The 12,260-nt window shown below is 38.1% G+C and carries 12 protein-coding genes and 4 pseudogenes; 6 read left to right on the top strand and 10 right to left on the bottom strand.

Translation table 11 applies throughout. The features are described 5' to 3' along the window. Positions 1-324: 324 nt before the first annotated feature. The gene (locus J7J00_RS26800; protein ID WP_214796109.1) at positions 325-573 is read right to left on the bottom strand and encodes a ferredoxin; all 249 of its coding nucleotides are present in this window, start codon (positions 571-573) and stop codon (positions 325-327) included. Positions 574-1,053: 480 nt separating this feature from the next. On the opposite strand from J7J00_RS26800, the gene moaA reads away from it, so the two are divergent. The 6 genes and pseudogenes from moaA (at position 1,054) to moaD (ending at position 6,280) form a co-directional block, all read left to right on the top strand. Beyond that, entirely contained in the window at positions 1,054-2,070 is a 1,017-nt protein-coding gene (gene moaA, locus J7J00_RS26795) for a GTP 3',8-cyclase MoaA (RefSeq protein WP_214772890.1), read from the top strand. A 279-nt stretch (positions 2,071-2,349) separates the two neighbouring features. Continuing rightward, a pseudogene (locus J7J00_RS26790) lies at positions 2,350-3,103 on the top strand (IS6 family transposase). A gap of 84 nt (positions 3,104-3,187) precedes the next feature. After that, positions 3,188-4,204 carry a molybdopterin-synthase adenylyltransferase MoeB gene (locus J7J00_RS26785; RefSeq protein ID WP_214772889.1) on the top strand — a complete coding sequence of 339 codons (1,017 nt, stop codon included), beginning with the start codon at positions 3,188-3,190 and terminating at the stop codon, positions 4,202-4,204. 17 nt (positions 4,205-4,221) lie between these two features. Beyond that, positions 4,222-5,514: a molybdopterin molybdotransferase MoeA gene (locus J7J00_RS26780; protein WP_214796107.1), complete on the top strand. Its 1,293-nt coding sequence runs from the start codon at positions 4,222-4,224 to the stop codon at positions 5,512-5,514. A gap of 65 nt (positions 5,515-5,579) precedes the next feature. After that, positions 5,580-6,050 carry a molybdenum cofactor biosynthesis protein MoaE gene (locus J7J00_RS26775; protein ID WP_214796105.1) on the top strand — a complete coding sequence of 157 codons (471 nt, stop codon included), beginning with the start codon at positions 5,580-5,582 and terminating at the stop codon, positions 6,048-6,050. Then, complete coding sequence (gene moaD / locus J7J00_RS26770; RefSeq protein ID WP_214772887.1) at positions 6,047-6,280, top strand: molybdopterin converting factor subunit 1; 234 nt, start codon at positions 6,047-6,049, stop codon at positions 6,278-6,280. Before J7J00_RS26775 ends, moaD begins: the two co-directional genes overlap by 4 nt. A 508-nt stretch (positions 6,281-6,788) precedes the next feature. Here the strand turns inward: moaD and nagB are convergent. The 9 genes and pseudogenes from nagB to J7J00_RS28515 form a co-directional block, all read right to left on the bottom strand. Continuing rightward, a pseudogene (nagB, locus tag J7J00_RS26765) lies at positions 6,789-7,542 on the bottom strand (glucosamine-6-phosphate deaminase). Further along, positions 7,539-7,994 carry an amidohydrolase family protein gene (locus tag J7J00_RS26760; RefSeq protein ID WP_309487258.1) on the bottom strand — a complete coding sequence of 152 codons (456 nt, stop codon included), beginning with the start codon at positions 7,992-7,994 and terminating at the stop codon, positions 7,539-7,541. Before J7J00_RS26760 ends, nagB begins: the two are co-directional and overlap by 4 nt. Beyond that, positions 7,966-8,249, bottom strand: a pseudogene (locus J7J00_RS28525) (MFS transporter); the annotation flags it as partial. The gene J7J00_RS26760 and the pseudogene J7J00_RS28525, both read right to left, overlap by 29 nt. A gap of 14 nt (positions 8,250-8,263) precedes the next feature. Next, a complete protein-coding gene (locus J7J00_RS26750; protein ID WP_214796100.1) occupies positions 8,264-8,941 on the bottom strand; it encodes a FadR/GntR family transcriptional regulator in 678 nt (225 codons plus the stop codon). Positions 8,942-9,673: 732 nt separating this feature from the next. Continuing rightward, the gene (locus tag J7J00_RS28520; protein ID WP_285289440.1) at positions 9,674-9,805 is read right to left on the bottom strand and encodes a hypothetical protein; all 132 of its coding nucleotides are present in this window, start codon (positions 9,803-9,805) and stop codon (positions 9,674-9,676) included. Positions 9,806-10,209: 404 nt separating this feature from the next. After that, on the bottom strand, positions 10,210-10,836 hold the full coding sequence (locus tag J7J00_RS26745) for a hypothetical protein (protein ID WP_214796098.1): 627 nt from the start codon (positions 10,834-10,836) through the stop codon (positions 10,210-10,212). Continuing rightward, complete coding sequence (locus J7J00_RS26740) at positions 10,820-11,080, bottom strand: hypothetical protein (RefSeq protein ID WP_214796096.1); 261 nt, start codon at positions 11,078-11,080, stop codon at positions 10,820-10,822. The genes J7J00_RS26745 and J7J00_RS26740 overlap by 17 nt, the downstream gene beginning before the upstream one ends. 288 nt (positions 11,081-11,368) lie before the next feature. Further along, positions 11,369-11,719, bottom strand: coding sequence for a hypothetical protein (locus tag J7J00_RS26735; RefSeq protein WP_214796094.1), 351 nt, complete (start codon positions 11,717-11,719; stop codon positions 11,369-11,371). Between the two features lie 140 nt (positions 11,720-11,859). Further along, positions 11,860-12,009: pseudogene (locus J7J00_RS28515) on the bottom strand (JAB domain-containing protein); the annotation flags it as partial. Positions 12,010-12,260: the final 251 nt, after the last annotated feature.

Below are 12,260 nucleotides of genomic sequence, written 5' to 3'. Positions count from 1 at the left end.
ATTAGGGCTGTCATTTTGGTTTACAACAAGATTTCAAATGCATTTCGAAAGGTGTGTTAGTTATTATTAACCAACATTTTAGGTATATTGATTAAAGTATAAATAGCTAATAATTATATGTTAGTCATTATAATAAAACACTGAAGTTACTATGTAATTGTTTATTTCTTTAGTGTTTCAATAAGAATTTTACTCTTTTACATAGAACTGTGATTATCCAACGCTAACCGGTGGAATCTTAGCGTTTAGGGGAAGGCCAAACCCACGGTTACTTGTTCCTGCCCAGGTAATTTTCAAAGTATGAGGAATCGAATAAAACTAAACTCATTCAACTTCTTCTGTTTTTTCATTAAAAGCATGATCAGCCAAACTTATTGAATCTGTCGGGCAACCCTCATATGCATTAATCACGTCATCAAGTAGATCTTCGGGAATTTCTTTAATTCCCTGGTTCTGATCAAGGATGACATAAGCAATTCCTTCGTCTGTATAATCATAGACATCGGGAGCTGTAGCCCCACAAGCTCCACAAGCAATACAAGTTTCTTGGTCTACAATTGTATATTTTTCCAAATTCACACCTCCCTCTATACTTTTTACATAAAATAGTTTATTTTAATATACCACGTGTTAGTTAATAGTCACTAACATTTTTTTGAGATTTTTGAATTTTTTTTCATCACTCACAATTATCACTTCCCAACTTAAGTTTATCTTTCGGTCAGATTCCTTGACATATATTTCATAGAAATTATATATTGTTAGTTATTAATAACTAACATTAGAGGCGAGAAAATTGGAAATGAATATAGACATTGAGCAAATGGATAATCATAAAAAGTCTTATTTGTTGCGATAGATTTAATGTAAAAAAAGGGTACAGTGAAAAATTTTTTCCTCCCTTTCAATAATAAACATCGCTGGTAAAAGAACTTTTACGGAGTAATTCTCCATACGTGTACTCTCCATTGAAAAGAAGTTTACCTACCGCCCTCTAATCACCATAATATACTGACTATTCTAAATGATTTCTCTATCTGGAGTTGAAAAAATGTGATCAAACAACAAGTTAAAGATAAATTAGACAGGCCGCTTCGTGATATTCGAATCTCTGTAATTGACCGTTGTAATTTCCGCTGCCAATACTGTATGCCAGCGGAATTGTTCGGTCCAGATTATGTTTTTTTACCTAAATCAGAATTACTAACCTATGAAGAAATTACACGCCTTGCCAGCATTTTCATTAAATTAGGTGTTGAAAAAATTAGATTAACTGGAGGAGAGCCTCTTCTTCGAAAAGATTTACCTATTCTTGTTGAATTGCTTTCAAAAATTAATGGTCTAAATGACATTGCTTTAACGACCAATGGCGTATTGCTCCCTAAATATGCATCACAGTTGAAGGAATCCGGCCTTAAAAGGATAAATATCAGTTTAGATAGTCTAAATGATGAACTATTTGGTGAAATAAATGGCAGGAATGTTGGAGTTGGCCCGGTTCTCCGAGGGATTGAGGCCGCAAAAAATGCAGGTCTTGGTATAAAAATCAATATGGTTGTAAAAAAGGGACTTAATGACTCTGAAATTATTCCTATGGCAGCCTACTGTATAGAACATGGCCTAGAGCTAAGGTTCATTGAATATATGGATGTCGGCAGTACAAATGGGTGGAAGATGGAGGACGTTGTTACGAAGAAACACATATATGAAATGTTAAAAGAACATTTTGAATTTGAACCGGTGGGGGCTGCTTATTACGGAGAAGTGGCCAAGCGTTACCGTTATAAAGGGACAGATATCGACGTCGGCTTTATTACCTCAGTATCCGAATCGTTTTGCTCAACCTGTACGCGTGCAAGATTGTCAGCGAATGGGCAAATTTTCACTTGTTTATTTAATGGAAACGGCCATGATATTAGGGATTTTATTAGAGGCGGAGCTACTGATCAAGAGATAGAAGAAAGAATCAAAGGCATTTGGAATCATCGTTTCGACCGTTATTCTGATGAACGCACCGAGGAAACGAGAAAATCCAGGAAAAATATTGAAATGTCCTATATAGGCGGATGATCATCTAATTACTAATTGGAGGGTGACAAAGAGTTTGACTTTTTGACTCCCTCTTCTTTCTTATAATGCATTTTTTACGGTAATGTACGTGCCCAGTTCTTCTTCTATCATGGCAATATGATTTTTTATATCCAGTAAAGTTTTTTGCACTTGATTTCCATCCAAATTCAACTATCTTACTAGCAAATTAGGTTTTGGTGCAAAAATTCAGTAATAGCAATTAATCTCTAGATCTTGGGCATACTGATACTATTAATCTTAAAAAAGGTGCGTGATAGTATGGAAAATCAAAAATTATTCAAGTGGAAACATTATCAGCCTGACATGATTTTGTTAACAGTGAGATGGTACCTGCGGTACAACTTGAGCTTTCGTAATTTAGTGGAGATGATGAAAGACGCGGCTTATCGATGGCTCTCACAACGGTTATGCGTTGGGTTCATCAATATGGACCGGAATTAGATGAAAGGGTACGGCGTCATCTTAAGCCAACAAATGACTCCTGGTGAGTCGATGAAACGTATATCAAAGTAAAGGTCAATGGATATATCTGTATCGTGCAGTGGATTGTGCAATGGATTCCAAAGGAAACACGATTTGATTTTTAGCTCAGTAAAAAAAGAGACAAAAAAGCTGCAAAGCGCTTCTTCAAGAAAGCTTTGCGGTCTTTTCATGTTTCTAAGCCTCGTGTCATGACGGTTGATAAGAATCCGGCTTATCCTATAGCAATTGAAGCGTTGAAAAAAGAAAAGCATACCTGATGGTATGCAACTAAGACAACAGAAGTACTTGAATAACATAGTGGAGCAAGATCATTGCTTTATAAAGAAGCGAATCCGTTCTATGCTAGGATTAAAAACGTCGAACAGCCAAACATATCATCTGTGGAGAGGAGGTGATGCATATGCTGAAAAAAGGACAACTTCAACAAGGGGTGAAGTCTGTCCAAGGCGAGATTGAATTCACACAAAAATTATTTGGAATAGCCTCATCATTCATAGATGAAAAGGATATTGAGATTCTATGTTTCTAACAGGTCCTATTTGCACCAGTACCGGATTTTTTCTCATTAGATTGTTATTGAACTTACATATAGATAGAAAGGAAGGGAATTTCAATGTCAGATCGTTATTCACGGCAGCAGCTGTTCAACCATATTGGTGTTAACGGGCAAGAGAAAATTAGCCAAAAGCATGTATTAATTGTAGGAGCAGGAGCATTGGGAAGCGCTAGTGCTGAAGCGCTTGTCCGAGCAGGAATTGGCAAGCTCACGCTTATCGATCGCGATTATGTCGAATGGAGTAACCTACAGCGTCAACAATTATATAACGAACACGATGCCAAAACAAAGATGCCTAAAGCAATCGCGGCTAAAAATCATTTAAGCCAAATTAATTCAGAAGTGGACATTAATACGCATGTTATGGACGCCAGATCAGATAATTTGGGACATATACTCCATAATGTGGACGTGATCATTGACGCTACAGACAATTTTGATATTCGCTTTATTTTAAATGATCTTTCTCATAAACAGGATGTGCCATGGATTTATGGTTCCTGTGTAGGAAGTTATGGTTCGACCTATGCTATTCTTCCAGGAAAAACACCGTGCTTACATTGTCTTTTAAAACATGTTCCAGTTGGAGGAGCGACGTGCGATACAGTGGGCATCATTAGCCCAGCAGTACAAATTGTGTCTGCTTATCAAGTGGCAGAGGCATTTAAGATTCTTGTAGAGGATTTTTCATCAATTAGACATAGTTTTTTGACATTTGATGTATGGAGCAATCAACATTATTCGATTAAGTTAGATAAAATAGAAACGGAAGATTGTCCATCTTGTGGCAAACTTAGAACGTATCCTTATTTAGCTTATGAAAATCAAACAAAAACTGAAATATTATGTGGAAGAAATACTGTTCAAATTAGACCTAGTCGAGTCATTCCATATTCTTTTGACCAATTAGAAAAGCAATTAAAAAATCATGGTACTGTCGAACAAAATCCGTATCTGTTGTCTTGTCAACTGCCAGAATATCGTATGGTTATTTTTCGAGATGGTCGTGTTTTTATTCATGGAACGAATGATATCCAGGTTGCCAAAAATCTATATTATCGTTTATTAGGATGATAGAAGGAGTAAAAATGATGGTAGAGAAACGAACCCCAATCCCTGTAGAAAATTGTGTTTGTAAAGTCATGGAATATACCCAAAATGGTGTAACGGAAACGGTCGGAATTGAGGATGCACATGGTCGTTATTTAGCAGAGGATTTAATAGCTGATCATGATGTTCCCTCCTTTGATCGATCGCCATATGATGGGTTTGCGATTAGAGCGGAGGATACAGAAACAGCTACAACTGATTATCCTCTATCGTTGAAAGTAGTCGGGGAAATTGGAGCAGGTTCCGTCTTTCATGAAGAGGTAAAGAAGTTCGAGGCTGTTCGTCTTATGACGGGTGCGCAAATTCCTGAAGGCTGCAATGCTGTTGTGATGCTTGAATTAACAAGAGAATTTACAGATCATGATCAGAGATTCATTGAAATTAAACGCTTTTACAAGAAAGGGGACAATATCTCCTTTCAAGGTGAAGATACACAAAAAGGTACCGTTTTAGTAAAAAAAGGTGCCTATATCAATCCGGGAGTGGTAGCCTTACTTGCAACGTATGGTTATAAAAAAGTACCTGTGGCTAAAAAGCCCGTTGTTGGAGTCTTAGCAACTGGAAGCGAGCTTCTTGAAGTAGAGGAGCCACTTGAACCAGGTAAAATCCGCAACAGCAATGCATATATGATTCTTGCACAAATTGAAAGAGCAGGAGGAGAAGTTAAGTACTTTGGTAAGCTAAGTGATGATTTGGAAAAATGTTTTACAGCAGTTAAACAGGCTTTATCTGAAGTAGACCTGTTACTTACAACAGGTGGAGTGTCAGTCGGAGATTACGATTATTTACCGGCCATTTATGATAGATTAGGTGCATCTGTGCTGTTTAATAAAGTGGCGATGAGACCGGGTAGTGTCACAACCGTTGCTCAATTAAAGGATAAACTTATATTTGGATTATCTGGAAACCCCTCTGCTTGCTATGTTGGATTTGAGTTATTTGTTCGTCCTGTTATTCGTACATACTTATTCAATGATCAACCACATTTAAAAAAAGAGAGTGCGTGGTTAGGAGAAGATTTTTCAAAACCAAATCCGTTTACTCGTTTTATTAGGGGGAGCATTTTCTTTGAGCAAGGCAAGTTGATGGCATTTTCTTCAGGATTTGATAACTCTAGCGCAGTTTCTTCCTTATCTGCAGCGAATGCCTTCATTATTTTACCAGGTGGCACAAGAGGCTATCAAAAGGGAATGGTTGTCGATGTTCTCTTATTAGAAGATGTTCAAGGAAGTGAATGGCCTTGGGGAAACATTGTCCCATCCCACAGGTCGTAGGTTTTCAAAATAGCAGCAAAACGACATTGATGGAAAACTAATAATGAAAGAAGTGGTGAGGAAGAGTGGATCAGGATTTATTTGAAATTGTACATACTCCTATATTGGTAGAAGAACTGATAAACAAGGTGGCCAGAAGAGAAGCAGGTGCACTTACAACTTTTATTGGAACGGTAAGAGAATTTACAAAAGGGAAAAAGACGTTGTCGCTTGAATATCAAGCCTATGAACCTATGGCGGTTAAAATGCTTAGTCAAATTGGCGAAGAAATTCAAGAGACATGGCCAGATGCGATAACAGCGATTACGCATCGTGTAGGGAAATTAGACATAACAGAGATTGCGGTTGTCATCGCTGTTTCCTCACCCCATCGTAAAACAGCCTATGAAGCAAATGAGTATGCAATCGAACGAATTAAACAACTCGTCCCTATTTGGAAAAAAGAATTCTGGGAAGACGGAACGAAGTGGATCGGGGATCAACTAGAGACAACTGAATATCCAGAAGGAAAGCCAGACAAGGGGGAATCGCTGTGATTACTGTTTTATTTTTTGCGGGAATACGAGAAGAAATCGGAGTAGACCGATTGCAAATTGATATACAGAATATAACTGTTCAGCAATTAAAACAATATCTTCAAACAGAATATCAGCTTTCAACTCTTCATCAAGTGATGTCAGCGGTAAATGAAAGCTTTGTAACCGATGATGAAGTGATAAAAGATCAGGATACCATTGCGTTCATTCCGCCAGTAAGTGGCGGATGATGCAAGTATGTGGGAATTCTTTAGACAAAAAAGGACCGGGCAAAAACGAACAGTATTTAAGGTTCTGGTGCAGTTAGAAAACAAGAATCTCAATATCCTTTTCATCTATGAATGATGAGGCTACTCCAAAAAAAATTATGTATGAATTCAATCTCGCCTTGTACAGACTTTACCCCTTGTTGAAGTTTCGTATCAAATAATTTAAGGATGGGTTCGTTTATATCAGAGTCAAGGATCCCATGGATTTAAGGGGGCATGTTGGCCACCCCCTCCCTTACTTCACCATCTCACTGTTAACAAAATCATGTCATGATGATAATGCTTCGATTCGATAAAGTTAGATTCTCCACACTAAACAACATCCATTTTTTAGATTGACAGTATCAATATGTCCAAGTTTTTAAGGTTAATTGCAAGACATTTAAGTTTTTTGCACCAGAATCCAACTAAGCGTATCCTATTCAAGAAGCCACTCCCACCTAAACCTAATCTATAAATCGCAAATGAATCACGCCTCAATAAAACCCAAGTGTTGACTTTCTACGTATATACACGCGGCTTCATCAGCTATGATAACAACATTAGGATGTTTCTGTAAAATCGAAGCTAGGAAATCCTCGGAGACTTCCCCATTCAACAACCTGGCAAATGCGGTTGCTTTTTTTTCTCCTGAAACAAGTAAAAGAATCTGTCTGCTTTCCATGATCGTATCGATTCCCATTGTAATCGCTTGGGTTGGCACCTCATCCAAGTTTGCAAAAAATCTTGCATTGGTGCTACGTGTTGATTCTGCTAATTCGATGACTTGCGTTCGGCTGACAAACGGCGTTCCTGGTTCATTAAACCCGATGTGCCCGTTTAATCCTAATCCTAATACCTATATCAATTTGACCTGCGCTCCGAATTTGGTTTTCATAGTTCCTTCATTCAATGCTCAAATCAGCAGCTTCTCCATTGGGCAAATGAGCTTTTTCTGGTAAAAGATCGATATGTCCAAACAACTTCTCCTTCATATAGTGGTGATAGCTATTTGGATTCATGGAATTTATTCCAACATATTCATCGAGATTAAAGGTTGTAGCATTTTTAAAAGATACTTTCCCTTGGTTATAGGCTTCAATTAGATGCTTATAAAGTCCCTCTGGAGTCGATCCAGTCGCTAATCCTAGCACGGGATTTACAAGTGATGTCATTCTTTTCGAAATTATGGAACAAGCTGCCTTACTCATTTCTTCATAATCTTTGACTTTTAAGATTTTCATATTAATCCCCATGTATTTGCAATAACACCGCGACAAATAGTATATTGAATCTTCATTTGCTCCGGCTGAGCACCCGCTCGCTTTTTCTCAACAAATGGGCCTTCAAGATGTACCCCCATCACTTCTGCATGTCCCGGTTTATTTTGATAGTTTGCGATATTGACTAGAGCTTTCTCGATGTTGGTAGGAGATTGCGTAATCGTCGTTGCTAAGAAACTTGTAGTTCCCTCCTGTGGCAAAAAAGACGCTATTGCCTGCAATGCTTCCTCTGTCGCATCCATGACATCCGCACCATTAACACCATGGATATGACCATCAATAAAGCTAGGAATACCATTTAAATTTGTTCCGTCTATTACCGCTATATGTTCGGGTATGTCTTCAGGTTCCTGTGAAAAAACTCCAGCAATAAGCCCCTCTTCTAGAAAGGAAAAGTGTAAGCTCCATTCCAAAACGCCGTGCCACCCTAGGTGCAAATGGTTGATAATAAAGCGAAAGAAAGTAAAGGCAATGTCGTCAAAGATCCTGATAATGTATTGGATATCCCCAGGTCATCACGAATGGAAGTGACAAGTGGGCCAACTGATGTTAATGGAGCCCCTCAGGTTTGCCCCAAGAAGAATGATTCCAATGATTAGCAGTCCAACTTTGGGTCTTATATCCAATTTAGTTTGTTCTAGTTGATTCGCCGCTTGATGAATGGCCATAATTTACTCCTTACTTACTCTAAAGATTTTTTGAATTGTGAAATATATTCATTCACTGCTTCGATTGCCCGGTTCACATCTTGTTCGATGATGGCATCCACAAATTTGGAATGAATGTTCAAATGAAAGTTCGCATCAGAACTCATCTCAACGATTTGATAGATGGATTGATGCAGGGAGTGTTCCATTTGTTCGTACAAATCAATCAATAAATCATTATGTGATAAACCCATAATCGATTTATGTAACTGTATGTCCGCTTCTTTGTAAGCTTTGATATCCTTTGCTTCGGCAGCTTTAATGCATGCTGTTAAATGAAACCGCAATCGTTCTATATCTTCTTGATCACGTCTTAATGCCGCTAACTGGGCGCCCTCTCTTTCAAGAGCATGCCGGACCTCTAACGTTTCTAATAAACTTGACTGCTGGATTCTTCTTTCAAATGCAGCGCCCAAGGCACTGGCTGACCTTACGAATGTTCCCTTTCCTTGTTTCGTTACTAAAAGTCCTGCATAAACAAGTGATCGTACAGCTTCTCTTAATGTATTTCTGCTGACATCGAACTGTTGAATCAAATCCATTTCAGGGGGAATCTGAGTTCCTATTTTCCATTCACCTGATTCGATTAACGATTCGATTTGGGAAACCACTTGCTCTACAAGTGATAATCGATTAGTTTTAGATATGGTCAATATGCACACCTCTAATTTGTAGGATGATTGGCTCATTGGTTATTTTAACATTTTTATGTTGAAAAAATAAATAAGAATGTTGAAGCACAGGGAGTATATGTAAAACAAAGTTTCTTAGAAAGAAAAAAAGAGTTCCAGTTGATTTCAGAACCTCTTTTCGTTGACTGTCTGCCAAGCTGCCTCGTCGCAAGCATCTAGCAGGGTTTCGGATAGCCAGTTATTCGTCAGGAGTGTCGCAAATTTCTTCAATCCATTGAGGGTTTCATCCAATTTAAAAAGTAAAAAACATATATAATAATCCCTTAAGAAATCTTTAAAGGGGTTCGCGTCCAGGAATGGGGAGACCCACAGGCGCCAAAGCGCCGAGGAGGCTCCCGGAGTGCCCGCGGAACGCGAGTACCTGCAGTGGAAATCAACTTTTAAATGGTACAACCCATAAAAAAAATGTAGACAAACTTGATTTTCATCGAGTTTGTTTACAGTCTGAAATAAGCATTGTTAAGATGCTTATTTTGCGTTTAACCACTCTTTCATTTTATCTTAAAGGTTATACAAATCACTTTTAACATTATATATTCTAACGAGTTTCGTAATTTTGAATATGACCTTCTTTTTCGGGGGATAAATAAAGAGAACTGATGTAGATATATCAGTTCTTCAGAAAAATTTTTTCTATATTCTTTATTTGTTATATGAGAAGAAATTTATAGTGGAATCAAAAAAAATCAGTCCCTACCGAACCTTATTATTATTCTCTTGGTTATTCTTTTCTGAAATTCGTCTTTGATTGGCTTTCGTCTCAGCATTCACATGGTTTGCATCATTTCGTTTATTTTTTTTAGATCCTCTTGCATCATTACTCATCCTTACTCACCTCCCTCGGCAACTTATTTACGTATGTTAGCTTACTCTTGCCTCCAAATTTTATACGCTTCACCTGGATGTAGCACATCGCTAATTAGCATAAAGACATCCCGTATAGACCGCTAACAACATTATTTCAATCAAACAAAAGAGCAAACCCCGTTTGGAGTCCTCTCATGTTATGATTTAAAAATTCCTCATCAAAACTTATATTCCTACGATGTTCAAATTTAAGCTCCCTATTCACTACGTGAAAACCGAAAGAGGTCCTTATAAATGAATTCAGAAGTAGTAGCGTTACAAATATCGCTTAATTGCAGGATTTCATCACACTTGAAACTCAGTGCAAATATCTTTTTTTAGTTGTGCAATATCCTTGCTGTGCCTAGTTTTTTGACCGCTTATCAAAAGTAATCCTCAAAGTTCAATAAAATGGCCTTCATGACTTGGCTTGAGTTTCCCTTTTCTTTAATCCTTTTCAGAAAGTCCATGAACAAAATGACCAGTAAATCTTCGACCGTCAACTCTTCATCCATTAAGTATGAGGAAATATCATGCAGGAATACCTCACCCCGATAAATCTCCGACTCCTTGATACGTAGGGTGATCTCCGCTCGCTTTTCTTCTGAAGTCACCTCGACATCCTCTTCCCTTTGCTCGAAAGAGAAAAGGTTGGTCGTCACCTGCTTCAATACCCTTTTTTCAATCATCGGCCGTTCCAGGAATTTTTTCTTGGAAGAAATCAAAAAGGGACAGAGCTGTTCATATTTGGCCCCTTTTTTCACTTGTTCCAGAAAGTCAAAATACAGGAGGGCAATCAAATGATACAGTGTCAGGTTTTGCGGAGCCTCTTCAAACAAATCCTTCAAGTCTTCGACGAATACCTCTCCCCTTAAAAATTCATAATAGGGTACTTCAATTTGCAGATATCGATATTTAGGCAAAAAGTAATCAAAAAAACCCTTTTTTTCCTTTGTCCCATAAAACAGCTTGTTCGATAAAAGGTTAAATTGACTATAGGATTTCTTCAATGGAACCCCCTCTTTCTAACCAGGCAACGGTATGATGGATCATGCAATAGGCAACCCTCCGATCGGACAGGTCCTTCAAGATGGCGACTTCATGCAACCCCCCCCCCTTTTCGCCGTATTCCGTTTCCAGCAAGTAGGTATGCATATATTCCTTCGTGTCAGTGTAGGGAATGTTATAATCCACATCCTTCCTCTTTATCAAGCCGAACCTTAGCAATAAGGTATTGCAGGTCGTTTGCGTCAAGGATTTCCCCTTTTTTTGCTTATATATCGGATTTAACGTTTTGCAAAGCGTCCGGAGCTTGACCTTCATGACATAATCGACAGGGAACTTACTGTCATGCTACTTGTCTTTCCTGACTTTTCTCACCGACTTTATTTGGTGCGAAGATCCTCCGGACGATGTTTTTTGAATAGCTTTTGGTTTTGAATCCTTTTGCTTCATTTCCTCGAAAAAAGGGTGCAATGATGACATCCCTTCCTCCTCTCCCCCTCTTATTCTGTAAAAATGGGAACATACCTTAGGGTCACTTTAGAACCGGGGAATGTATGAGCTTCCTTTACCATGGCGATACGATTTAGCAAGAATATTAAATTGCGAGGGATATATATGATGAAAAAGAAAAAAAGGATACGGAGATAAAGAGACAGTTTGTGAAACTAATGGAAAAGGCGGGTAAAAAGGCTGGCGGAAAAAATGTAAAGGTAAAGTAAGAAAAAAGCGAGGAGTAACATTCTGACTTTTATTACGTGTAGAATATTTGCTCAGCAAATTGTTCCTTCTACCTGAAGGCGCTACTGTAGGTTTTTGAGGTTGCATCAAGCAACCGTCAAGCAGGCTCGATGCCTGCTCTAAATCGAGAAAAAAATGTTTTTTCTCCATGCGTGAACGCACCAGCTGACGATCCAGCCGGTGTGCCTCCTTTTATTGGTTGTTTCCTTCAGTGCTTTCCAAAGGTACTCAGTCCCTAGAAAACAAAAGGGAGAATCATCCCCCTCTTGCTCGTCTTTTTTCTTATTATTATACCCCTTTTCTTTTAAGCTAACATACTTACCCGTATGGGAAACAATCAAATGGTCTAAAACTTCAATCCCAATAATTTTCCCTGCTTCCGCCAATCTCTTTGTGACTTCAATGTCTTCCATACTCGGGGTTGGGTCACCCGATGGGTGGAAAAGGACATGTTTCTCCTTGGTAAGTTCGGTTACACCTAACTCTCATCCATTTTTTTGATTGTATTTTAAGATAAAGTTTGATCAAATTGATATTAAAAACCTTGGTAAACGAAAAGAAAGAGCGTGTTTTTAAAAAAGATTGACCAATACACGCTCTTAATATATTCAATTGAATGATTCTTTTATAAAATTGTTTGATCATTTTCCATACTTCTTAATGAACTAACGCACCCGTTAGTTCTATAAGA

This window comes from Bacillus sp. ISL-4 (genome assembly GCF_018613275.1).
GTDB classification, from domain to species: Bacteria; Bacillota; Bacilli; order Bacillales; family DSM-1321; genus Peribacillus; species Peribacillus simplex_E.
The sequence above is the reverse complement of the archived record's forward strand: the minus strand, read 5'-3'. Positions and strand labels throughout refer to the sequence as shown.